Origin of the sequence: Crenobacter intestini, assembly GCF_004919095.1 — a bacterium.
Lineage (GTDB): Bacteria > Pseudomonadota > Gammaproteobacteria > Burkholderiales > Chromobacteriaceae > Craterilacuibacter > Craterilacuibacter intestini.
Window position 1 is genome coordinate 1 of the sequence record NZ_STGJ01000011.1, and the last position, 22,905, is coordinate 22,905.

At 62.5% G+C, this 22,905-nt stretch carries 25 protein-coding genes; 18 read left to right on the forward strand and 7 right to left on the reverse strand.

The window, feature by feature from the left end:
• Positions 1-608: 608 nt before the first annotated feature.
• Positions 609-1,574, reverse strand: a complete 966-nt coding sequence (locus tag E5K04_RS10485; RefSeq protein ID WP_136553785.1) for a LysR family transcriptional regulator — start codon at positions 1,572-1,574, stop codon at positions 609-611.
• Positions 1,575-1,875: 301 nt separating this feature from the next.
• On the opposite strand from E5K04_RS10485, the gene E5K04_RS10490 reads away from it, so the two are divergent.
• The 11 genes from E5K04_RS10490 (at position 1,876) to E5K04_RS10535 (ending at position 11,974) form a co-directional block, all read left to right on the forward strand.
• On the forward strand, positions 1,876-3,354 hold the full coding sequence (locus tag E5K04_RS10490; RefSeq protein ID WP_205700343.1) for an SLC13 family permease: 1,479 nt from the start codon (positions 1,876-1,878) through the stop codon (positions 3,352-3,354).
• A 93-nt stretch (positions 3,355-3,447) separates the two neighbouring features.
• Positions 3,448-3,621 carry a hypothetical protein gene (locus E5K04_RS16655; RefSeq protein ID WP_168929208.1) on the forward strand — a complete coding sequence of 58 codons (174 nt, stop codon included), beginning with the start codon at positions 3,448-3,450 and terminating at the stop codon, positions 3,619-3,621.
• Positions 3,621-5,015, forward strand: coding sequence for a hypothetical protein (locus E5K04_RS10495; protein ID WP_136553787.1), 1,395 nt, complete (start codon positions 3,621-3,623; stop codon positions 5,013-5,015). The genes E5K04_RS16655 and E5K04_RS10495 overlap by 1 nt, the downstream gene beginning before the upstream one ends.
• Positions 5,012-5,683 carry a DUF47 domain-containing protein gene (locus tag E5K04_RS10500; RefSeq protein ID WP_136553789.1) on the forward strand — a complete coding sequence of 224 codons (672 nt, stop codon included), beginning with the start codon at positions 5,012-5,014 and terminating at the stop codon, positions 5,681-5,683. Before E5K04_RS10495 ends, E5K04_RS10500 begins: the two co-directional genes overlap by 4 nt.
• Before the next feature lie 8 nt (positions 5,684-5,691).
• On the forward strand, positions 5,692-7,176 hold the full coding sequence (locus tag E5K04_RS10505; protein ID WP_136553791.1) for an inorganic phosphate transporter: 1,485 nt from the start codon (positions 5,692-5,694) through the stop codon (positions 7,174-7,176).
• A 228-nt stretch (positions 7,177-7,404) separates the two neighbouring features.
• On the forward strand, positions 7,405-8,049 hold the full coding sequence (locus tag E5K04_RS10510) for a hypothetical protein (protein WP_136553793.1): 645 nt from the start codon (positions 7,405-7,407) through the stop codon (positions 8,047-8,049).
• 62 nt (positions 8,050-8,111) lie between these two features.
• Positions 8,112-8,579, forward strand: coding sequence for a CYTH domain-containing protein (locus tag E5K04_RS10515; RefSeq protein WP_136553795.1), 468 nt, complete (start codon positions 8,112-8,114; stop codon positions 8,577-8,579).
• Positions 8,580-8,743: 164 nt separating this feature from the next.
• Positions 8,744-9,676 (forward strand): hypothetical protein, encoded by a 933-nt coding sequence (locus tag E5K04_RS10520; protein WP_136553798.1) that lies wholly within the window; start codon positions 8,744-8,746, stop codon positions 9,674-9,676.
• A 26-nt stretch (positions 9,677-9,702) separates the two neighbouring features.
• Positions 9,703-10,794, forward strand: a complete 1,092-nt coding sequence (locus E5K04_RS10525) for a porin (RefSeq protein WP_136553800.1) — start codon at positions 9,703-9,705, stop codon at positions 10,792-10,794.
• A gap of 132 nt (positions 10,795-10,926) precedes the next feature.
• Positions 10,927-11,448 carry a chromate transporter gene (locus E5K04_RS10530; protein ID WP_205700344.1) on the forward strand — a complete coding sequence of 174 codons (522 nt, stop codon included), beginning with the start codon at positions 10,927-10,929 and terminating at the stop codon, positions 11,446-11,448.
• A complete protein-coding gene (locus E5K04_RS10535; RefSeq protein WP_136553804.1) occupies positions 11,441-11,974 on the forward strand; it encodes a chromate transporter in 534 nt (177 codons plus the stop codon). Before E5K04_RS10530 ends, E5K04_RS10535 begins: the two co-directional genes overlap by 8 nt.
• Positions 11,975-12,047: 73 nt before the next feature.
• Here E5K04_RS10535 and E5K04_RS10540 read toward each other — a convergent pair whose 3' ends face one another.
• On the reverse strand, positions 12,048-12,956 hold the full coding sequence (locus tag E5K04_RS10540) for a LysR family transcriptional regulator (protein WP_136553806.1): 909 nt from the start codon (positions 12,954-12,956) through the stop codon (positions 12,048-12,050).
• 114 nt (positions 12,957-13,070) lie between these two features.
• On the opposite strand from E5K04_RS10540, the gene E5K04_RS10545 reads away from it, so the two are divergent.
• The 6 genes from E5K04_RS10545 to E5K04_RS10570 all read left to right on the forward strand — a co-directional run bounded on the left by E5K04_RS10545 (position 13,071) and on the right by E5K04_RS10570 (position 18,586).
• Positions 13,071-14,276, forward strand: coding sequence for an MFS transporter (locus E5K04_RS10545; RefSeq protein WP_136553809.1), 1,206 nt, complete (start codon positions 13,071-13,073; stop codon positions 14,274-14,276).
• Between the two features lie 192 nt (positions 14,277-14,468).
• Positions 14,469-15,446, forward strand: coding sequence for a zinc-binding dehydrogenase (locus E5K04_RS10550; RefSeq protein WP_136553811.1), 978 nt, complete (start codon positions 14,469-14,471; stop codon positions 15,444-15,446).
• 494 nt (positions 15,447-15,940) lie between these two features.
• Entirely contained in the window at positions 15,941-16,483 is a 543-nt protein-coding gene (locus E5K04_RS10555) for a chromate transporter (protein WP_136553813.1), read from the forward strand.
• Positions 16,476-17,009 (forward strand): chromate transporter, encoded by a 534-nt coding sequence (locus E5K04_RS10560; protein ID WP_136553815.1) that lies wholly within the window; start codon positions 16,476-16,478, stop codon positions 17,007-17,009. Before E5K04_RS10555 ends, E5K04_RS10560 begins: the two co-directional genes overlap by 8 nt.
• Positions 17,010-17,205: 196 nt before the next feature.
• A complete protein-coding gene (locus E5K04_RS10565; protein WP_136553817.1) occupies positions 17,206-17,667 on the forward strand; it encodes a hypothetical protein in 462 nt (153 codons plus the stop codon).
• A gap of 31 nt (positions 17,668-17,698) precedes the next feature.
• Positions 17,699-18,586 carry a LysR family transcriptional regulator gene (locus E5K04_RS10570; protein ID WP_205700345.1) on the forward strand — a complete coding sequence of 296 codons (888 nt, stop codon included), beginning with the start codon at positions 17,699-17,701 and terminating at the stop codon, positions 18,584-18,586.
• A gap of 65 nt (positions 18,587-18,651) precedes the next feature.
• On the opposite strand, the gene E5K04_RS10575 is transcribed toward E5K04_RS10570, so the two are convergent.
• Positions 18,652-19,146 carry a hypothetical protein gene (locus E5K04_RS10575; RefSeq protein WP_205700346.1) on the reverse strand — a complete coding sequence of 165 codons (495 nt, stop codon included), beginning with the start codon at positions 19,144-19,146 and terminating at the stop codon, positions 18,652-18,654.
• Between the two features lie 105 nt (positions 19,147-19,251).
• Between E5K04_RS10575 and E5K04_RS10580 the strand changes: the two genes are divergently transcribed.
• Positions 19,252-19,575: a DMT family transporter gene (locus E5K04_RS10580; RefSeq protein WP_456236620.1), complete on the forward strand. Its 324-nt coding sequence runs from the start codon at positions 19,252-19,254 to the stop codon at positions 19,573-19,575.
• 86 nt (positions 19,576-19,661) lie between these two features.
• On the opposite strand, the gene E5K04_RS10585 is transcribed toward E5K04_RS10580, so the two are convergent.
• From E5K04_RS10585 to E5K04_RS10600, 4 genes are all read right to left on the reverse strand, one after another.
• The gene (locus tag E5K04_RS10585; RefSeq protein ID WP_168929209.1) at positions 19,662-20,672 is read right to left on the reverse strand and encodes a zinc-binding dehydrogenase; all 1,011 of its coding nucleotides are present in this window, start codon (positions 20,670-20,672) and stop codon (positions 19,662-19,664) included.
• Between the two features lie 13 nt (positions 20,673-20,685).
• Positions 20,686-21,492 carry a 2,5-didehydrogluconate reductase DkgB gene (gene dkgB, locus E5K04_RS10590; protein ID WP_136553823.1) on the reverse strand — a complete coding sequence of 269 codons (807 nt, stop codon included), beginning with the start codon at positions 21,490-21,492 and terminating at the stop codon, positions 20,686-20,688.
• A 98-nt stretch (positions 21,493-21,590) separates the two neighbouring features.
• Positions 21,591-22,088 carry a lactoylglutathione lyase family protein gene (locus E5K04_RS10595; protein WP_136553825.1) on the reverse strand — a complete coding sequence of 166 codons (498 nt, stop codon included), beginning with the start codon at positions 22,086-22,088 and terminating at the stop codon, positions 21,591-21,593.
• 133 nt (positions 22,089-22,221) lie between these two features.
• On the reverse strand, positions 22,222-22,719 hold the full coding sequence (locus E5K04_RS10600) for a lactoylglutathione lyase family protein (protein ID WP_136553827.1): 498 nt from the start codon (positions 22,717-22,719) through the stop codon (positions 22,222-22,224).
• Between the last annotated feature and the right edge of the window lie 186 nt (positions 22,720-22,905).

Sequence of the window (22,905 nt, forward strand, 5' to 3'; positions counted from 1 at the left end):
TAGAGTTTGAGAAGCAATATTTCCAACGGCTCAAGAGTGTCTAGAGAAGCCGGGGCGATTCAACCTTATTTTGTGCAGCATTGCGTATGCGCTAAGGCGCGACCATAATGACGTCAGCGTTGCTGCAATTTTGCTGCACTCAGTGCGGTAAACAGCGGTAAATCGCGGGAATCGGCAGTAGGTTAAATGCCTGATTTCTATGGGCTTTCAGCGGTTCTTTCCCGCCAAATAAGGCACCTGGGAAGGACTGTTAATCCGCAGGTCGCAGGTTCGAGCCCTGCTCGGGGAGCCAAAAACAGCAAAAAGCCCAGCACACGCTGGGCTTTTTGCTTTCTGCCGTCCTTTCTTGCTGCATCCTTGCTGCACTCGCCGCCGCATGCAGCAAAATGCCATTCCCTGTCTCACCGCAGCTTCGCCATACGCATCTCCCTTAACAGGAAGATCGGTAAGGTCAGCATTACCCGACGGAGCCCTGGCCCGCTTGAGGCTATCCTTCTCCAGCCGGGCTCTCTCGACCCACCAGCCCTTTCGAGGGGCGAATGGCGGCCGATGTCCGAGCGCGCATCACCGTCTTCAGGGGCACTACTTTTTCGTGCGGCAGGCCACGGTCAGGCGATTGAAGCGTCGGGTTGGGGGAGGGCGCTTGCCTGGCGGTTGCCATCATCCGCCGTCGGGGCGTTCTGGCTGGCTGCATGCTCGATGATCTTCTGGATCACGAAGCGGGCCGCAGAAGACAGGAAGTGGTCTTGCTGATGGATGATCGCCGCATTGAAGGAGTCGGGCAGTCCGACGAGTTTTCTGGCTTCACTGCGGTGCAGCGTCCGGCGTGCGAGTTCGGATTCCGGTACCACGGCAACGGCGTCGATCCCGGTATCGATCACGTCCATCAGCGTACGGATATCGTGGCAGTCGATCAGGATGTTGGGGCGGGGAATGACCTTGCGTATGCTGTCCAGCAGGAAGTCGTCGATCTCGGCGCCGAAGGTCCTGCGGGTGACCACCAGCGGCGTGGAAGCCAACTCGGACAGATGTATGGAACTACCCGTCAGCTCGCTCCGATAGCGTCCGGCCACCAGCACGCAAAATGCCCTGGGCGGTAGCGGATACACCTGGTACGCGCTGGCGTCATGCGGCGGCTGGGTAATCGCGAAGTCGATCTGGTGCTTGTTGACCAGCGCTTCCAGGTTGGTGAAGTTGCCGTGGATGAGCCTGAACTTGATGCCGGGCATGACTTCGTAGAGTAGCGGCAGAACATCCAGCAGTGCGCTCAGACACATGGTCGAGATGCCGATGGCGATGCGGGTATTGCTGCCTTCGGTCAGTTCCTGCACATCCGAAGAGGTCTCCTCGACCAGCATCAGGATGCGGCGGGCGCGCTGATAGAGCAGTTTGCCCGCCTCGGTCACCTTCCACTGCCTGCCTTTGCGCAGGATCAGCGGCACCCCCAGTTCTTCTTCCAGTTCATGCAGGCGCTGGCTGAGTGCCGGCTGGGTGATGCACAGCACTTCTGCGGCACGGCTGATCTGCCCCTGTTCGACAATCGTGCAGAAATAACGCAAACGTTTCAAATCCATAAAGCATTTCCGGTCAAGGCTTCAGGTGTGTATTCCATAAATAGAATGTATGCACGACTTGGCATTACATAAAGTTATGTTTGGCATAATTAAACACTATCGAGAGAGCAGGCGCAATCTGGAATACTGTCGGCATTCGGATTGCCGGCTCGACCGGCAACCGCAAGCATCCTGAAATGCCATTTCAAAGGGGGTAGTTATGGGAAGCACGACATTGCCAGGCGTTGCCGGCATGGGCGGGCGACAGCCAGAAGCACGCAAGCCCGATACGAGGGCGGATGGCGGGTTCGATCCGCTGGACATGAGCCAGTATTCCTTGTCCAAGTTGCCCAAGCGGGCGCCGACCCAAGTCGGGGTGTTTTTCCAGCAGTGGGGCTTGTTGCTAGCCGGCATCGTTTTTGTCCTGACAGCGTATCTGCTGCCGATGCCCGGACTGGACGCCAAACAGCAAGTCATGTTCGGTCTCTTTACCACGGCGCTGTTCCTGTGGATTTCCGAAGCCGTCCCCAACTACCTCACCTCGATGCTGCTGATCTGCGGCCTCATCCTCACCAAGACCCTCAAAGCCAAGGCTGCAATGGCCACCCTCGGCGACCCCACCATCTGGTTGAACGTTTCCGCTTTCATCATGGCTTCGGCGATGGTCAGTACCGACCTGGCCAAACGCGCGGCGCTGGCTTTTGTCCTCAAGTTCGGCAAGAACGCGGGGGCGCTGTTCCTGAGCTTCATGGCGATCAACATCATCCTGAGTGCCTTCATCAACGCGACGGCCGCCAAGGCAGCGCTGATGATGCCGCTGTTCATGGTGGTGTCCGCCGTTTACGGCGCACCGGGTACGGATACGACCAACAACTTTGCACGCAACCTGGTGTTGCATAACCTGCTGATGATCAACGCGGGCTCCAACGCCTTCATGACCGGCTCCGGTGCCAACCTGATGGGCGTGGCGCTGCTGGCCGGCGCCGGTGTGACCGTCTACTACATCGACTGGCTGGCCGCAGGCCTGCCGATCACCATCGCGCTGGGGATCCTGACCTACGTGATCGGCGTGCGTTTCATCTTCCCGCTGACCAAGGAAGACAAGGAGCCAAAGCTGGAAGGTGGCCGCGAAGCGCTGCAGCGCGAACTGGACAAGCTTGGCAAGTTCAAGTTGGGGGAGGTGAAGGCCGCGTTGATCTTCTTTGCCGTGCTGGCCATCTGGGCGACCGACAAGCTGCACGGGCTCAACGCCACCGTGGTGGCGATGCTGGGCGCAACGGTGATGCTGATGCCGCAGACCAAGCTGATCGACTGGAACAAGGTCGACGTCCCGTGGCACCTGATGTTGTTCTCGGCAGGGGCGTACGCGCTGGGCGCTGGGCTCAACGAGACCAAGCTGATGACCGTGCTGACCACGCAGCTGATGGACTCCCTCGGCATGAACAGCATGGGCTACTTCGAGCTGTACGCGGTGCTGACCGGCCTGTTCATCGCTTCGCACTGGATCTTCCAGTCCAAGAACATGCGCACGCTGATCTTCCTGCCGATCGTGATCGGGGTGGCCGAGACGCTGCAACTGGATGTGATGTCGCTCGCCCTGCCCGTCGCGCTGTGCATCAACATGTGCTGGACGCTGCCGTTCAACGCCAAGCCCAACGCGATGCTGTACGGCTGCAACAAGTACACCATGGGTGAAGCCTGGAAGTACGGCGCGACCATGTCGGTGGTTGCCTGGTTGCTGATGCTGGTCGCTGGCGGCACCTGGCTGCACTGGCTGGGCATCACCCCCGGCTTCTTCTAAGCAAGTCCTCCCCATTTACATCCTGTCTGATGCTCCGGCCGCCATGCCGGCCGGAGCAAGGGGGAAGCTATGTCTTCGATTTGCACGGAATACATGGAAGTCAGTGATTTTGAAACCGGCGAGATCACCCGCTACGAGATCGTTGACGACCCCAACGCGCACGATGTCAGGGCTCACCGGCTGTTCCGGCTGGCTCCCGTCGTGATCGCCTGGCAAATGCAGCAGGAACTCGCGCGCAAAGCCCGGCAAGCAGAGGGCGGCCGCTGATGGCGGATAGGGTCGAGTTGGCGGCCTGCGTGCACGACGCGATGCAGCTGAGGATTACGGCGCAGGGAAAGCTGCTTGCCGCCCGCAGCCAACTGGACGTTTTCATGCTGGTGCCGGCGCAACTAGATATCCAGCCGGCCAATTTTTCACGGGAGCTGTTTTACCGGTACCTGAAGAACCGTTTTGTGCTGCTGCCCGAGTGCAAAACACTGGCCGAACTGGCCGAGCCGGCCTGCATTTCCCGCTTGACCGAAGCGGCAAGGAGCGGGCCGGCACGCTACCACGAGGCGGCCGCCCGCTGGGCGCGGCAATTCTCCAAGGCGTTGGACGAGGCGCTCGGACGGGCGGCAGACGAAATTGCGCTGTGTCAGGTGGGCGAGCAGGTGCGGCATGCCCTGGCCCGTTTCAGGAGTATCGAGCCGGTTACGCTCAGGGCGGCCTACCTGATGGTCAACGACTATCTGGGCCAGCAGTTGCAGCAGTTGTACCTGCAGCATTTTGCCCGCCAAAGCAGCGGCGCGGCGAGCAGCCAGCTGGTCGAAGTGTTGCAACAGGAACGGGACTGGCGGCGGGAGCGGGGGCTGCCTGGCTTGCCCAGTGGTGCACATAAAGGCGCCGAATTGCAGCACTTCACCACTTTGCAGCATTTCTGCCTGACCCCGCTGCTACCGCTGGCCAGACGCGTGGAGTCTGGTGTTTGGGTGCAGCACGCGATTAGCGGCATGGCCGCGGCACTGGCGATGACCATCGCGATGTTGATCGCGTTCTGGTCGCAGATGAAGTACGGCAATTTCACCACGCCTTTTCTTGCCGCGATGGTCGTGGGGTACATCCTCAAGGACCGGGTCAAGGAAGTCAGCCGTCTGGAAACCATCCGGCGGCTTGGCAGGCGCCTGTTTGATTACCGGACCTCGCTTGAGTGCCGCACGGCGCGGGGGGTGATTGCCAGCATCGATGAAAGGTTCTGGCTGGGCTCGCCCATCGAAGCGACAGACCGCCAGTTGCGGGCGATGAGCCGGCGCTACCGCAAGCGCTACCACCCGCAAGGCTCCAGCTTGCTGGCCTACACCCGGCTGGTGGCGCCGCAGGCAGCCGCAGCCTTGTCCGAGACCACTTGCGAGGACGTGCAGGTAATCAACCTGCAGAAGCTGCTACGCAACGCGGCGCGTGACGAGCGGGAGATCTGGTTCCTTGAGGGCGAGCGCATCCGGCACAAGGCCGTCAGGCCCCGTTACCGGATCGGCCTGCTGTTGCGCTACCAGCGCGGGGAATGTGTGCGCTACCAACGTTACGACCTGGACGTGACGTACAAGGGCATCCAGGCACTGGAAACGCGGTCGGAAGGGAAGTATCCGCGGGCCAGGTCATTTTTTGAAAAATTGGGGAGAGCATGATGATTTTCGACAAGATCAAGAACACCTTATTGGTCGACAGCCAGCGTCTGCGCAATGACCTGGACAGCTATTTCGATTTGGTCGGCGACGCGGGTGAAGTATTTGCCTGCCTGCTCGGCCAGTACATGAGTACTTCTTCGGCCAACCCGCCCTTTTACGCGAGCCTGCAGCGGCTGAACGAGATCGAACTTGCCGCCGACGCGCTGCGCCGCGGTATCGAAACCTACGTTTACGAGAAGACCCTGATTCCGGACCTGCGTAGCGACGTGCTGAAAATGATCGAGCAACTCGACACGCTGATCAACGCGCAAAAGGCGTTGGCCATCAGTCTGGAAGTCGAGCAGCCAGCCATTCCGGAACAGTTCGCACCCGACTTCATCGCGTTGCAGCAAAGCGTGCAAAAGTGTCTTGAACACGTGGTACTCGCCTCGCGGGCCTTCTTCCGCGACACCGCGGCCGTGCGCGATCACTGCCACAAGGTGATTTTTTGCGAGAGCGAGGCCGACCGGCTGTGTACCGACCTCAAGCGTGCGGTCTTCAGCAGCGAAGAAGAACTGTCCTGGAAACTGCATATGCGCTACTTCATCGAGCGCATCGACATGGTGGCCAACCGGGCTGAGGATCTCGCCGACCAACTGGTGATCTTCGCCCTCAAGCGCAGCATGTGAGGCCGGCCATGGATCCGATTGCCCTGTTCCTCCTTTCAAGCGGCCTGTTCCTTGGCTGGTCGCTCGGCGCCAACGACGCGGCCAACGTGTTCGGTACCGCTGTCGGCAGCCGCATGGTGCGCTTTGGCACTGCAGCGCTGATCTGCTCGGTCTTCGTCATCCTTGGCGCCACCATCAGCGGTGCCGGCGCCGCGCATACCCTGTCCCAACTGGGAGCCATCAGCGAGTTGGGTGGCGCCTTCGCCGCCGCGCTTGCTGCGGCGGCTGCGGTGATGATGATGACCCACTACGGGCTGCCGGTGTCGACCGGGCAGGCCATCATCGGTGCCATCATCGGCTGGAACCTGTTTTCCGGCACCCAGATCGACACCAGTGTGCTCTCCAAGATCCTGATGACCTGGGTGCTCTGCCCGATCCTGTCGGCCATCGTCGCGGTTGCCCTGTACCGGGGGACCGACTGGACGCTCAGGCGCGTCAAGCCGCATGTGCTGACACTGGACGCGGGCGCTCGCTGGGCGCTGATTGTCGCCGGTGCATTTGGCTCGTACAGCCTGGGCGCCAACAATATCGCCAACGTGATGGGCGTGTTCATGAACAGCGTGCAGCTGCCGTTGCTGTCGCTGGGCCTCTACACGCTGAGCCCCGTGCAGACCCTGTTCCTGGTTGGCGGCGTCGCCATCGCGGTCGGGGTGTATACCTACTCGAAACGGGTGATGCTGACCGTAGGCCAGGGGCTGATGCCCTTGTCGCCGGTCGCGGCCTGGGTGGTGGTGATGTCGCACTCCGTGGTGCTCTTCCTGTTCGCCTCGCAAGACCTGCAGACCTTTCTCGCCAGCCACAACCTGCCGACGATTCCGCTGGTACCGGTTTCCAGCTCGCAAGCCATCGTGGGCGCCGTGATCGGCATCGGCCTGCTCAAGGGCGGGCAGAGCATCAACTGGCGCATGGCAGGAAGGATCACCGGCGGTTGGGTGCTGACCCCATTCATCTCCGCGGCGATCTGTCTGGCCTGCCTGCTGGTCGTACAGAACGTGATGCGCTTGCCTGTGCATGAGGCACAACGCTACGAGCTGAGCGAAGAGGTGTTGCACGAGGCCCGCCGGCAAGGTGTCGAGGTGGGGGCGCTGCAAGCGGGACGCACCTTCGAGCGCGCCGACAAACTGGGCCGTTATCTGGCGCAGCAAGGCTTGCCGGATGAAGACGGGCTTAACACGCTGGTCTCGCTCTCGTATGCCACGCCGATGGTAGTCAGCCATCCTGAGAAGACCCTTCCGATGCTGTCCGCGCTGCAGTTGCAGGACATCCGGGCGCTGCACGGGGCGGCATTCAACCACCTCTGGCAACTGCGGCAGGCGCTCGAGGCGCGCAGTGAACATTGGCGTCTGCGTGAAGCGACTCCGCTCAATGCCGAACACAATAAATACCTTGAAACATTATTTTCAAAGTTATATGTGGAGTTCAAGGTTAAAAACCGTAACGGAGAGAATTTATGAGCAAGGGGCGACTTGCGATTTATCTCAAACGTTTTATTAAAAGGGCGGCGAGAAGGCGTCGTAGGCTTTCCTTGCTCGGTATTTACAGTGTTATTTGCCGGTAAAAAATTAACAAAACGGCTTGCCTTGATTTAAGAAATAATGTCTAATTTAGACATCAAGTGTTCGCTAATTAGCGAAAACAAATAAATAAACAAACCCATCCAGACCAAATCAAAAGGAACTATCATGACCGAAAAGACTGCACTCGTTATTGGCGAAATCTCCAAGCCGCGTTTTGAATTCCGCACTTTTGGCCAGGATTTTAGCGAAGCATCCAAGCGGATGGCCCGCCTGTCCCAGCCGGTGCTGGAAAAAGTGTGGGAGCGCCAGTCGGCCGAGATTTACATCATGTCCCGCACCAACGACGTCAACAACACCAAGATCCGCGACGGCAAGATGGACATCAAGACCTATGTACAGACCGTGGATGGGCTTGAGCAGTGGAATCCGCTGATGAAAGGCGAATTCCCGATGTCGCGTGCCCAACTCGAAGCAGAAGTGTTCCCGGCCTTCCAGGTCGAGATGCCGCAACTGACGCAAGATGAACTGACGCTGGACGAGTTCCTGGCCCTGATCGACGCACACCCGGACCTGCAGGCGGTTCGCGTCCACAAGCAGCGTTTCGGCTACATGGTAAACAACACCATCTGCGAAGTGGCCAATGTGCTGATCAACGGCGCCAAGCTGGTGTCGATCAACTCCGAATCGACCGAAGTGGCCGACATCCTGAAGACGGTCGACGATGTGCGCCTGTCCGGCGTGGAGAACATCAACTACCTGCAGGCGATCAAGCGCGTGATCGGCATGATCAACAAGCCGCTGGCAAACTGATGCCGCCCGGCGGGGCGATGGTCCCGCCTGTTTTTGCAAGTATTCACAAAGGAATCAAGTAGATGGCTAACGAAATCGAACGCAAATTTCTGGTAAAAGGTGACTTCCGCGCTTCCGTCCTCAAGGAACAGCGCATTACCCAAGGCTACCTGTCTTCGGTTCCCGAGCGCACCGTGCGCGTGCGCATCAAGGGCGACAAGGGCTTCATCACGATCAAGGGCATCGGCAGCGCGTCGGGCGCCTCCCGCTACGAGTGGGAAAAGGAAATTCCGGTTGCCGAAGTTGAAGAACTGCTGAAAATCTGCGAGCCGGGCGTGATCGACAAGATCCGTCACCTGGTACAGGCCGGCGCCCACACCTACGAAGTCGACGAGTTCTTCGGCGACAACGAGGGGCTGATCGTGGCCGAAGTCGAACTCTCCAGCGAAGACGAAGCCTTCGACAAGCCCGAATGGCTGGGTGAGGAAGTGACGGGTGAAACCCGCTACTACAACTCGATGCTGATGAAGCAGCCCTTCAAGACTTGGTAATGATTTGATTCAGGTTGCGAGTTGCGATTTGCAGGGGGCTACGGCCCCCTCTTTTTTTTGGTTTTTGTGTATTTCTTTTTGTTATGGCTCGTCTTTCTATTTGCAATGCCGAAAAATTTTAATTCCATTATATTGGTCGTGAATCTTTTGTTGAGGGGGTACACATGAGGAAAATAGTTGCCATCCCGTTTGCCGTGGCTGGTGTGTTCGTGCTGGCTAGTTCGTCCGCGTTGGCCGGGGCGCAACAGCGCCATACTGCAAATAGCCAGTTGTGGAAACCGCACGGAGAAGTTTCCGGGGCAGAGTACAAATTCCAGTTGGACGGAAAATATTGCGCCGACCCCGCGCAGGACTTCAAGAAAGTATGGGCCGTCATCCGGGGCGAGGCGGAGAAAGCCGGTTTTCCGGCTGGCGACGTCAAGAAGTTAAAACTCAGGCAAGGCACGAAAGACTATCTGGATACACCTGCAGACGCGTTGAAGCATGCGGGGTTTATTATCCGTGTGAATACCCGCTACGAAGACGGTATTGCTGAAAATCCGCTGCGGGTATCGGTAAAGACCAGCGGTAAGGATGCAGCCTTCGTGCTGGGAACGTCGCTGTTCACGCTGGGCACCAAGGGGAAAATCTCTGCCGAGGACAACCCCAGCCTCGGCCAGGACGGCGTGATGGTCAGCAACGTCGAAAAGGGCGTCGACCTCAAGCTGGCACCTTCGCAGTTTGAGGGGATGACCTTGGGTGAGTTTGCGCGCTACGTACCTGACCTCAAAAAGTCCGGGCTGCCTGGCAACACCAAGCTTGAAGCGACCCGGGCGTACTACCGCTCGGCCACCGTCGGCAAGATCACGCTGGGAATGGGGGAGGCCGAAGCCAAGCTGGAGGCCTGGTCTCGTACGGCCGATGGCGCACCCATGCTTTGCGAATTCTCGTACGGCTACGAGGACGTCGATTACTTCAAAACCCCTGAGCTTGTAGAGGCCGGAGACGCGTTTTACCGCAAGGTCGTATTGTCACCGGTTGTCCGCGAGATGCAGTTGCCCGGGTTTGAGAAGTTTGGTGGCTCGAAGACCCGCCTTCTACGGAGCCAACCGCTTTAATTCCTAACTTTCTTCAAGGGGGTCAAATGAAAGCCAAGCAGTGGAGTCTCGTGGTACCGTTCTGCATGCTGCCGGCGTTTGCACAGGCAGAGGTGGAAATCTACGGCCGGATCAACGCGGGGTTTGATTCGGTCAAGGAAATCGCGCTCAAGGGACAGGGGCAACGCATCAACGGGGTCAACGACAACACCTCCCGGATCGGATTTCGAGGCAAGGAAAATCTGGGTAATGGCCTGGCGGCCATCTGGCAGGTGGAAAGCCGGATCGAGATAGATGGTTCCAAGGAGCGGGCATGGGCTTCGCGCCAGTCGTTTATCGGTCTGGAGACCGCCGGCTACGGGGTGTTCAAGCTGGGCTACCTGGACAACTTTGGCAAGGAAAGCTGGATGGACGACATTGACCCGATCAAGGTCAAGGCGTTCGAGAACAACTTCGTACGGGTCACCGGCGAGCGGGTCAAGAATGCTGTCAGCTACTACTCGCCCAACTGGTATGGCTGGGAACTCGCACTGACCTACGGCACCAGCGAACTCGACCACAAGCAGATGGAAGACGCAGGGCTCAAGCACCCGGACAATGCCCAGCATACCTACGACGTGGGTATCAGCTATCAGTACGGCCCCTATCTGGCGGCCTACGAGTACACCAAGTTCGAGGGACAGAACCGGCACAAGAAAGCAGCGCTGCCGGTGAACGCGCACAATCACCGCGTGCAGTTCGGTTATGACGGTGATGCAGCTTTCTGGACGGTGGCTTACCAGCAAGGCGAAGGTGTCAGTACGGCGCTTTACGAGGATGGCGACTTCAAGGACGCTCTAAAAATGCTCGGCTGGGACTACAAAAAGGGCGGTCCGGCCAAGTACCGTGAAATGTCGGTGGCCTCCGAGTACAAGCTGGGCAAGAAAATGCGGCTGAAGGCCTATGTCACCAAGGGTTGGGACCTGAAGACAGATCAGGGAACCATAAGTGATAGCGGATACCTTCAATACGCGGCGGCAGTGCGTTACGATCTCTCCAAACGTACCAATCTTGAGCTGGCTGCCGGCCAGTGGTCTTTCGATACCGACCATCTGGACAAGGCCAACGGTGTAGGCTTCGGGATTTTCCACAAGTTCTGACCGGGACACGCTGTCGGCACAGGGCGGCGCCAGCAGGCGCCGCCCTGTTTGTCTTGAGGTGCCCGCGCGTACTGTTCTTGGTTGAATTGTTCTGGATAGGGGGAAGAGGGGATGGCCGCACCGGATGCCGGCATGCTTTTCGTGCAGTTCGCCAAGGTGGGCCTCTCCGGCTTTGGCGGCTGCCTGCCATGGGCCCAACGCGCACTGGTCGAGCAGTTACGCTGGCTTGACCAGAAAACATTCACGGAGTTGCTGGGCATCGCGCAGGTGCTGCCCGGCCCCAACGTCTGCAACCTGGCGCTGATTGTCGGCACGCAGTTTGCCGGTTGGCGGGGCGCCGCCGCAGCCCTGGGCGGCTTGCTGTTTGCGCCTTGCCTGATCGTCCTGGCCTTGGGCGCGGCCTATGCGCATTTCGGCCACCAGCCTCAGGTGCACGCCGCACTCTCGGGCATGGCGTCGGTCGGTGCGGGCCTGCTGCTTGCCAGCGCGCTGAGCCTGTTAAGAGGCTTATCCGGGCGGTGGGCCGACGTGCTGCTCGCAATGGCCGCGTGTAGCGCGCTGGGCGTGTTGGGCTGGTCGCTTTGGCTGGTGCTCGCCGTGCTGGTGCCCGCCGCGCTGGCCCTTCACGCGTACACAGGACGGCGCGATGGCTGACCCCCAGGTGCTATGGACGCTGGCGGTCTTTTTCGGCCGTCTTTCCCTGCAGGCTTTCGGCGGCGTCAATGTGGCCCTGGGAAGCATGCAGCGCTTTTTTGTCGTCGAGCAGCAGTGGCTGGGCGCGGCCGAGTTTGCCGAACTGTTTGCCCTCGCGCAGACGGCGCCCGGGCCCAACGTGATCGTGGTGACCTTGCTGGGCTGGCGGGTGGCCGGCCTGGCGGGTGCGCTGGTGTCTACCCTGGCCATGCTTTTGCCAGCGGCACTGCTCGTTTACCTGTGCGCCTGCACGCTGGTCCGCGGCAGGCAGCAACAGCTCGTGAAAGCCCTGCTTGCAGCGCTGACCCCTGCCACGGTCGGCCTGTTGCTCGCGTCGGGGGCCATCCTGGCCCGCTCCAGCAACCACGGGCTGTCTGGCTGGGTATTGACGCTGGTGACCGCTGTGGTCGCGTTGTCCTGCCGCGCGCATCCACTGTGGTTGATCGCAGCTGGAGGGCTGGCAGGCCTGCTTGCCGGGCATGCCTGAATGCCGTGTCGGCCGCACGCGTCCTGACGCTTGCCCGCGCTTTAGCCGGGACGTCGCGCCTGCCTTTCCCCGTTTACCTTCCCTTGCCGGCGCCCAGCCGTGCGGGCAGATGCGCTGCCAGATAGTCGACCAGGGCGGTGAGCCGTGGGGCCAGCGCGCCTTGCCGGTAGAACACTGCCCACACCGGCAGGCGCCAGCCAAGGTTGGCCTGCGGCAGCACTTCGCACAGGGTGCCGCTGGCGAGCGCGTCGGCGACCAGAAATTCGGACAGGCAGGCGATGCCGGCGCCTTCCAGCGCCAGCCGGTACAGCGTCTCCCCGCTGGAGGCGGCCAGCGACGGCCGGATGGCGAGCCCGTCGCCGCCGGCGTGCTTGAGCGGCCACAGGTTGAGCGAGGCAGGCTGGGTGAAGCCCAGCAGGCGGTGCGCGGCGAGCGCGTCGGCGCTGGCGGGCGTACCGTGCCGTGCCAGATAGCCGGGGGTGGCGACCAGCCGCAAGGCGGTTTCGCCTAGCCTGCGCGCGTTGAGGGTCGAGTCGGCCAGCGTGCCCAGCCGGATCGCCATGTCGGCGCGTTCCTCGATCAGGTCGACGAAGGTTTCGCCGTGGTTGAGCTCCAGCTGCACTTGCGGGTAGGCGTCCAGAAAGCCGGCCACCAGCGGCGCGAGCAGGTGGACCAGCACCGGCGTCGCCGCGTTGACGCGCACGAGGCCTGAGGGCTGGGCACGGCTATTCGCCAGTTGGGCCTCGGTTTCTGAGAGTTCCGCGAGGATGGCGCGGGCGCGCTCCAGCAGCCAGCACCCCTCTGCGGTCAGGTCGAGGCGGCGGGTGGTGCGGACGATCAGGCTGACGCCGAGCTGTTTTTCCAGCCGCGAGATGGTGCGGCTGACCCCGGACGGCGTCTGCCCCAGGCGCTCGGCGGCGGCCGAGAAAGAACCGGCATCGATGACGGCACAAAACGCGATCAACGCGTCGACGTTCAGCATTGTTGACTCCAGAGCACAAGTGTTTGCCAGTACAGCCGATTTATCGGTCGGCTGCAAGTGCCCACAATGCGCAGCCTGTCCGGGGAGATCCCCGCCTCCGCAAAGGAATCCATCATGCCGCTCGCCTTGTGGGCGCTGACGCTCAGCGCCTTCGCCATTGGTACCACCGAATTCGTGATCGTCGGGCTGATCCCGACCATTGCCCAGAGCCTGGGCGTTTCCGTGCCGTCGGCCGGCCTTCTGGTCAGCCTGTACGCGCTGGGTGTCGCCGTCGGCGCACCGGTGCTCACCGCCTTGACCGGGCGCGTGCCGCGCAAGCAGTTGCTGCTCGCGCTGATGGCGCTGTTTACCGCCGGCAACTTGCTGGCCTGGATGGCGCCGGGCTACGAGGCGCTGATGGCGGCCCGCGTGCTGACCGGCCTCGCGCACGGCGTGTTCTTCTCGATCGGCTCGACCATCGCCACCAGCCTGGTGCCCAAGGAGAAGGCGGCCAGTGCCATCGCCGTCATGTTCAGCGGCCTGACCGTCGCGCTGGTGACCGGTGTGCCGCTGGGGACCTGGGTCGGCCAGCATTTCGGCTGGCAGGCGACCTTCCTTGCCGTGTCCATGCTGGGCGTGGTGGCCTTCGTCGGCAGCCTGCTGCTGATCCCGAACAACATCGCGCAGCCCAAGCCCGCGTCGCTGCTCACCCAGATGGCCGTGCTGAAGAAGCCGCGCCTGCTGCTGGTCTACGCGATGACCGCGCTGGGCTACGGCGGTTCGTTCACCGCCTTCACCTACCTTGCGCCCATCCTCGAGCAGGTGACCGGCATGGGCGCGTCGAGCGTCGGCCTGGTGATGCTGGTGTACGGCGTGTCGGTGGCCTTCGGCAATATCTGGGGCGGCAAGCTGGCCGACAGGAAAGGCCCGATCCGCGCCCTGCAGATCATTTTCACCCTGCTCGCGCTGGTGCTGCTGGCGCTGACCTTTACCGCACCATCGACCCCGCTGGTGGTGGCCACCGTGCTGGCCTGGGGCGCGGTTGCCTTCGGCAACGTGGCCGGCCTGCAGGTCTACGTGGTGCAGCAGGCCGAGCGTGAGGCGCCGCAAGCCGTTGACGTCGCCTCCGGCCTCAATATCGCGGCCTTCAATGTCGGCATCGCACTGGGCGCATGGATCGGCGGCGTGATCGTCAGCACCCTGGGCCTGCTGGCCACCCCGTGGATCGGTGCGCTGATCGTGGTCGCTGCGCTGGGCCTGACCACCTGGGCAGGCCGCCTCGACCGCAGGGCCGGCTCCGGCCCGCTGGCCAAACCGGCCCACGCCGTCGCCGCGCACTGAGCAAAGACCCGGCGCTTTCCGCCCCGGTGAAGGCTGGTTCGTGCCCGGCCATTGTTGCTGCCGCAGCAATGGCCTGTTGCCCGGCGCCGGCTTTTTCTGCCGCGCCCGGGCGGGGACAATCCATCCATCCATCCGCTGCGGCAGATCGCCGCTGCGCTGCACTGACTCGGGAGACCCCTCATGAAAAACTGCATGCAAGCCTGGACCTGGACTGAACCGGGCGAGCCGACCGACCTGATCCTGCGCCACCTTGAGCGGCCGCAGCCGCAGGCGGGCGAGGTGCTGATCGAGAACCATGCGGTCGGCCTCAACCCGGTCGACTGGAAGTTCGTCGGCTGGGGCCACCCGCGCTGGCAGGCCGGCCATATCCCGGGCGTCGACGGCGCGGGGGTGGTGGTCGCCGCAGGCGAGGGCGTCACGCTGCCGGTGGGCTGCCGCGTCGCCTACCACCAGGACCTGTTCCGCGACGGCAGCTTTGCCAGCCATACCGTGCTTGCCGCCGACGTGGTGATGCGCGTGCCAGACGGGCTAGATTTCGCCACGGCGGCCAGCCTGCCTTGCCCGGCGCTGACCGCAAGCCAGGCCGTCGCCAAGTTGCCGCCGGCCAAAGGCGCAGCCGTGCTGGTCACCCGCGCCGGCGGGGCGGTCGGTACCTTTGTCGTCCAGTTGCTGGCGCGGGCCGGTTTTGACGTGTGGGCGGCCGCCGGCAGCCGCCACCACCCGCGTCTGGCAGGCCTCGGCGCCCGCCACTGCGTGGACGAGCGCTCGGCCGACTGGGTTGAGCGGCTGCAACGCTTGGGCACACCGTTTTACGCGGTGATCGACAGCGCAAGCGGCGCCGCGGCGGCCGGGCTCGCGCCGCTGCTCGCCTACAACGGACACCTGGTCTGCATCCAGGACCGGCAGGAAGTGCCGCCGCTGCCCGCGTTTACCACCGCGCTCTCGCTGCACGAAGTGGCCCTCAACAGCGTGCACGAATACGCGGACGCCGCCGGCCGCGCCGCACTGATGGCAACTGGCGCGGCCTTGCTCGCGGACGTCGCCAGGCAGCGCCTGCAGGCGGTGCCGCTGGAAACCTTCCCCTTCGACGCGCTGCCCGAGGCCTTGCTGGCGATGAAGGAAGGCGTGGCCACCGCACGGCCCGTGCTGGTACCGGATGCTCTAGGCTGACGCATGCAAGGCCGAGTGTGAGTGGTGCTGTATGGGCTGCGCTAGCATGGCTTTTTACGAAGATGATAACTTCAAGGGCGTTCTAAAAATCCTCAGCCAGAACTACAAAATGGGCATTCCCGCCAAGTACCGTAGATGTAGGTAGCCAGCGAGTACTAGTTGGGCAAGCAAGTGCGGCTGAAGGCCTATGTCTCCAAGGGATGGAACCTGAAGACGGATCGGGAAATCATAAAGGATAGTGAATGACTTCAATGTGTGGCGGCGGTGCGTTACGATCTCCCCAAGCGCACCAATCTTGAGCTGGCTGCCGGTCAGTGGTCTTCGACACCAGACCATCTGGACAAGGCCAACGGTGTAGGCTTCGGGATTTTCCACAGTTCTGACTGGGATACGCTGTCGGTACAGGGCGGCGCCTGCTGGCGCCGCCCTGTTTGTCTTGAGGAGCCTGCGCGTGCGGTTCTTAGTTGGATTGTTCTGGATAGGGGGAAGAGGCGATGGCCGCACCGGATGCCGGCAAGCTTTTCGTGCAGTTCGCCAAGGTGGGTCTCTCAGGCTTTGGTGGCTGCCTGCCATGGGCCCAACGCGCGCTGGTTGACCAGTTACGCTGGATTGACCAGAAAACATTCACGGAGTTGCTGGGCATCGCGCAGGTGCTGCCCGGCCCCAACGTCTGCAATCTGGCGCTGATTGTCGGTACCCAGTTTGCCGGTTGGCGGGGCGCCGCTGCTGCCCTGGGGGGCTTGCTGTTTGCGCCTTGCCTGATCGTATTGGCACTGGGCGCGGCCTACGCGCATTTTGGCCACCAGCCTCAGGTGCACGCCGCGCTCTCGGGGATGGCTTCGGTCGGTGCAGGCTTGCTGCTTGCCAGCGCGCTGAGCCTGTTCAGAGGCATATCCCGGCGGCGGGTCGACGTGTTGCTCGCAATGGCCGCGTGTACCGCGCTGGGCCTGTTTGGCTGGTCGCTTTGGCAGGTGCTCGCCGTGCAGGTGCCCGCCGCGCTGGCCCTGCACGCGTACACAGGACGGCGCGATGGCTGACCCCCAGGTGCTATGGACGCTGGCGGTCTTTTTCGGCCGCCTCTCCCTGCAGGCTTTCGGCGGCGTCAATGTGGCCTTGGGGAGCATGCAGCGCTTTTTTGTCGTCGAGCAGCAGTGGCTGGGCGCGGCCGAGTTTGCTGAACTCTTTGCCCTCGCGCAGACGGCGCCCGGGCCCAATGTGATAGTGGTGACTTTGCTGGGCTGGCGGGTGGCCGGCCTGGCGGGCGCGCTGGTGTCTACCCTGGCCATGCTCTTGCCTGCCGCACTGGTTGTCTACCTCTGTGCCTGCACGCTGGTTCGTAACCGGCAGCAACAGGTCGTGAAAGCCCTGCTCGCAGCACTGGCCCCTGCCACGGTCGGCCTGTTGCTCGCGTCGGGTGGCATCCTGGCACGCTCCAGCAACCACGGGCTGTCTGGCTGGGTGTTGACGTTGGTGACCGCTGTGGTCGCGTTGTCCTGCCGCGCGCATCCTCTGTGGTTGATCGCAGGCGGTGGCATGGCGGGTTGGCTCGTGCAATATTCTTGAACCTGTCCCAAGCTGTCTTTGAGCCCACCGCTACCTGATCCGGCTTTCCGCGGGTCGCCAAAGTTGGCAATCCTGTTTGACCTCATCTTGCTGCCTATCCGTCGGACGTGACTGCACATACATTGAAAAATCTGCCTGGCGCTTAAGTTCTTCGCCGGCTTCATTTCGTTTTTGAACCTGAATCGGAGTACCGCCCATGCATGCAGCCAGCCAGATAGGCGTTCGCTCAGCCCTGATCCCCGGCTTGATCAACGCCGTGATCAACGGGGCCATCGCCTACCAGGGGTTCAAGGGCGCCGCGCTGATCCCGTTGACGGTTGACGTCTCCAACGGAGGAGAGATGACCGTCTGGTCCGAGGTGGTTGCCCTGTCGTTCTCGCTGTCGGCCATCCTCGGCGTGATCACGGCCGTGTTGTTCCAGAAGTCCGCCGGCGTCACCCCGCGCAAACCGGTGTTTCCCACCCTTGTGCTGTTGGCCTTGGAGCAGGCGGTGATGCTGTTCGGCGCAAGTGTGATCTTTGCCTTGCTGTGGCACCGCCTGGCAGGGACCGTACTGGTCAGCCCGCTTGCGGCCGCCTTGTTTGTCGCCGCGGCTGCAGCTGTCATCACCATCATCGTCGACATCCGCGTGAAGCGTGCCGTGTTGCGCAAGGACTGATCAAGTTGACGACATCGCACGGAGCAAGCCTGTGGCCGGGTTTGAGCTGATCAACCCCCTGTGGCTGCGCTCCTTGCTGGCCGTGGTGGCGACCGGCAGCTTCACCCGTGCGGCCGAGGCGCTGGATATCACGCAGGCGGCGGTCAGCCAGCATATCCGCCATCTGGAGGACGGCTACGGGCGTTTGCTGCTGCGCGAGCGGCGGCAGATCGAACTGACGCCGCAAGGGCGGCTGCTGTTCGAATACGCCGAAGAGGTGGCGGCGGCGACCGCCCGCCTGCGCGCCAGGCTTGCCGACGACGACCCGGCGCAGGGCGCGGTGTCGCTGGCGACGCCCGGCAGCATCGGGCTCGCGCTCTACCGCTGTCTACTCGACTTGCAGGCGCGCCACCCGGGCTTGCAGGTCAGCCACCGCTTCGCGCCCAGCGCGCAGATCGCCGCCATGCTGCTGGACGGGCAGATTGAGTTCGGCCTCTCCACCCGGCCGCCGGACGACACGCGGCTTGAGGCGAGCGAGTTCGTCGACGAGGCGCTGCGGCTGGTGTTGCCCGCTGGCCACCCGCAACCCGACTGGGCTGTTTTGCAGCGTCTGGGCATGATCGGCCACCCGGACGGCGCCGACATGGCGGCGAGGCTCTTTAGCCGCCGCTACCCGGGGCAGCGGGTGTCGACGCTCCCCGAGCGCGGCTTCGTCAACCAGATCAGCCTGATCCTCGAGCCGGTCGCCCGCGGACTCGGCTTTACCGTGTTGCCGCAGTTCGCGGTCAGCGCCTTCGGCCGCCCGTCCGAGCTTTATGTGGTCGAACAGGACCCGCCGGTGGTCGACACCTTATGGCTGGTCACCCGCCGCGAATGGCCGCTCAGCGCGGCCGCGTCGCACGCGCTGGAAGCGATGCGCGCGCATCTGGCGGCCATGTAAGGGCGGGCATTGTAAGACCGCGGCTATTTGTAGATGACTGTCAGCCTTGGCGGCTACGGCTGGGGTCATTCTTCAGCGAAGTTCCGCAAGTCCTGGGCAATGTCTTCCCATTGTTCTGCGCTGATCGGGGCTCTAGCCAGATACCGGACGAAAAAGGCGCCTTCCGCCGCCAAAAAAGCCATACGCAGATGCTTTTCCTCGTCGGTGGTTGCCGAAAAGTCTCCCATGCGGTCTGCGTACCACTGCATGACCCCATCCATCCTGCTGTTAGTGCTCGCCAGTGCAGCGAGAGACGCCGCCATTCGGCTGTTGGCATCTTCAGCCGGCTCCAGCATGGTCTGGATGTGGGCGCGGACGCGATCCCGCAAAGTGAGGGAGTCACCTGCGCGCTGTATGAACGCGCCCCTCTCTTGCTGCAACCATCGTTCCAGCAATGCCTCGATCATGCCTTCCCGGCTGGAGAACACCGATTGCACTGTGGCCTTGGAAAGGCCGGATGTCGTAGCCACGGAGCCGAACGTGAGCCCGGATGGGCCGAGGGTAGAAACGACTTGTTCCACCGAATCCAGCAAGCGTTCACGGTCTACGGTTCGAGGTCTCGTCACTTTTCATTGCTCCTCTCTCTTGTTAAGATACGATCGTATTTTAACGGGAAAGTGTCCGTGATGTTCATGAGTTGGATTTATCTATGTCTTGCCGGTCTTCTTGAAATCGGCTGGCCGGTTGGCCTGAAAATGGCACAGGACCCTGCTACGCGGGTTCTTGGCATTGCCACGGCGATTTTTTTCATGGCAGCAAGTGGAGCCTTGCTCTGGCTATCGCAGAAGCACATCCCGATCGGTACTGCGTACGCGGTCTGGACTGGCATCGGTGGCGCAGGCACTTTCCTCGTCGGGGTCCTGTATTACGGAGACCCGGCAACTTTTGCCCGCTTCATGGGGGTCGGGCTGATCATCGCAGGGGTCGTGACACTCAAATTGGCGCACTGAGCCCGTCCAGCTGGCCGATTTCAACATCCTGCGAGCAGGGCGTCAGGCAACTGGGCGCAGCCGTGTCGCTGCGCTGGTTTGTGGTTTTAATGCAGGCTGTCCAGCGCCAGCACCTGCTTGCCGCGCACCCGTCCGGCCAACTGTCGGTGCAAGGCGGCGGTCAGTTGCGCGGCGTCCGGTTGGATCACTCTGATCGGCAGCGGGGCGATGCGGTTTTGCTGCAGCATCGCCAGCACCTCGTCCCCCATCCGCGCGAGGTCCCGCTGGGCAGACAAGTCGCCGCTGATCCACGCGCCGCCCAGCGCGATCACATGGATGCCTGGCGCGAGCGCGAACAGGTCGATGCCGGTGGTGTCGGGCATGCCCAGCAGGCTGGCGAACTGCCCGCCGAACTTCATCAGTTGCAGGTCGCGATGTGCGGCCTCGCCGCCGATGCCGTCCAGCACCGCGTCGACGCCTGCGCCTTGCGTCAATTCACGCACCCGCGCAGCCACGTCTTCGTTTTGGTAGTCGATCACTGCGTCGGCGCCGAGCGACGCGACGTAGTCTGCGTTGCGGGATGACGCGGTGGCGATCACGCGCGCGCCCAGCGCCTTGGCCATCTGCACCGCGAAGCCGCCGACGCCGCCGGCGGCCGCCTCGATCAGGAGGGTCTGCCCCGATTGCAGGCGCAGCCGGCGCGACAGCGCCTGCCAGGCGGTCAGCGCCGCGCAGGGCAGGCTGGCGGCGGTGACGAGGTCGATTTCGTCCGGTACCACGCTCACGGCGTGCGCCGGCGTCACCACCCACTGGGCAAAGGTGCCGGGCGGCGCCAGCGCGGTATGCGCGATGACGCGCCGGCCCAGCCAGGCCGCATCCACCCCTGCACCGACCGCGTCGACCACCCCGGCGGCGTCGACGCCGGGCACGTGCGGCCAGCGCCAGGCCGGATGGCCGCCCACGCACAGCTTGGCGTCGACCGGGTTGAGCGCAGCGGCGGCGATACGCAGCCGGATTTCGCCCGCAGCCGGCGCCGGGCGCGGCAGTGTGGCGGCCTGCAGCGCGAAGTCGGCTTGAGCGCTTGGCAGTACGAAGGCCTGCATGGTGGTGTCAGTCATGGCGGGCGTCCTTTCAGTCATCCCAGGCAGAAGCAATGTCGGGCGGGGTAGCCAGCCTTGCCTGACGGTTGAGGCGGACGATGGCGGCCATGTCCGCGTCGTCCAGTGCAAGCTCGCTTGCGGCCAGGTTGCTTTGCAGGTTGGCCGCGCGGGTGGACGAAGGGATCACCGAGAAGCCCTGCTGCATGGCCCAGGCCAGCGCGACCTGTGCGACGGTGGCCCCGCGCCTAGCAGCGATGCCCTGCAGCACCGCATCCTGCATCACCTGCCCGTAGGCAAGAGTCATGTAGGAGGTGACGTGCACGTTCTGGCTTTGCAAGAAGCGCACCAGACGCGGGCTCTGCACGTAGGGGCTCAGCTCGATCTGGTTGGTGGCAAGGCCCGCCGGGCCGACTACCGACAGCGCGCGTGTGGTGTCGGCGATATTGAAGTTGGACACGCCGATCAGCCGGGTCAGCCCCTGCGCCTGCGCGTCGGCCAGCGCTTCCACGCTGTCTTCCAGCCTGACCGGGCCGTTTGGTGCCGGCCAGTGGATCAGCGCGAGGTCCAGCCGGTCGACCCCCAGCTTGTCCGCGCTCTCGCGCAGGCTTGCCTGCAACTTGCCCGGCGCCATGCTGTCGACCCAGACCTTGCTGGTGATGAACAGCGCGTCGGGCGAGAGCCCGGACGCCTTGATCGCCTGCCCGATGTCCGCCTCGTTGCCGTAGATCTGCGCGGTGTCGATCGCGCGGTAACCCAGCTCGAGCGCCTGCGTCACCGAATCGATGACCGTTTGCCCCTTGAGGCGGAAGGTGCCGACACCGATGGCCGGAATGTTCATCTGAATCCCTTTTAGATTTGCTTGGTAAAGAAATTCGGCCAGCGCCAGTGGCCTTGGCGCGAGTCGTCAGGCCGCTGGCGTGTTTGCCGTGTTTGGCTTTAGCTTTGATAAGCACCGGCCGAATAGGTCAGCTCGTAGCTGTGGCTGTAGATCTCGACGATGTTGCCGAACGGGTCTTCCATGTAGACCATGCGGTACGGCTTCTCGCCCGGGTAGTACTCGCGCACCGGCATGCGCTGCTTGCCGCCGGCGGCGACGATCTTGGCGGCCAGACCTTCGACGTCCGGGTCTTGCACGCAGAAGTGGAACACGCCGGTCTTCCAGTATTCGAAGTTGTTCTCGGGACGCACGCTATTTGGAAACTGGAATATTTCGACGCCGATCTTGTCGCCGGTCGACAGGTGGGCAATGCGGAACGAACCCCAGCCCGGGCCGAACACATCACTGCACATCACGCCAATGGCCGAGTCGTCTTCGGTGATGGTGGTCGGCGGCATGATCAGGTACCAGCCCATCACTTCGGTGTAGAACTTGACGGCGGCTTCAAGGTCGGTGACGGAGATGCCGATATGGCTGAAATTGCGCGGGTAGGTCATGGCTTTCCCATTTCATGCTGTTAGTGAGATCTGAACATTAGTCGAGAAGCTGATCCGTTCCAGTTCGCCATCAGGCGCGGCCGTCGCCTCGGTCCATCCTCGGCTTTGGCATGCGCCTTGAGGTACGCGACACTCAGCCTTGATAAGCGCCGGCAGAGTAGGTCAGCTCGTAGCTGTGGCTGTAGATCTCTATGATGTTGCCGAACGGGTCTTCCATGTAGACCATGCGGTACGGCTTCTCGCCCGGGTAGTACTCGCGCACCGGCATGCGCTGCTTGCCGCCGGCGGCGACGATTTTGGCGGCCAGCCCTTCGACGTCCGGGTCCTGCACGCTGAAGTGGAACACGCCGCTCTTCCAGAATTCGAAGTTGTTCTCGCGGCGCTCGCTGTTGGGGAACTCGAACAGCTCGACGCCGATCTTGTCGCCGGTCGACAGGTGGGCGATGCGGAACGAACCCCAGCCCGGGCCGAACACGTCGTTGCACATCACGCCGATGGCCGAGTCGTCTTCGGTGATGGTGGTCGGCGGCATGATCAGGTACCAGCCCATCACTTCGGTGTAGAACTTGACGGCGGCGTCCAGGTCGGTGACGGTGATGCCGATATGGCTGAAATTGCGCGGGTAGCTCATGGTGTTTCCTGCTTGGTGGTGTCTGGAAGCGGCCATTCTAGGAAGCCCCATCCATAAGTTGAACAGACTGTTGCTTATGGTTTTGATTAAAATTTCTAATGCCGGTAGCGCACCCGCACGGCGGGCGTCTGCCGCCGGCCCGGGCGGAAGGGGGGAGAGGATGGCTGTTGACGGTTTGCTGCGCCG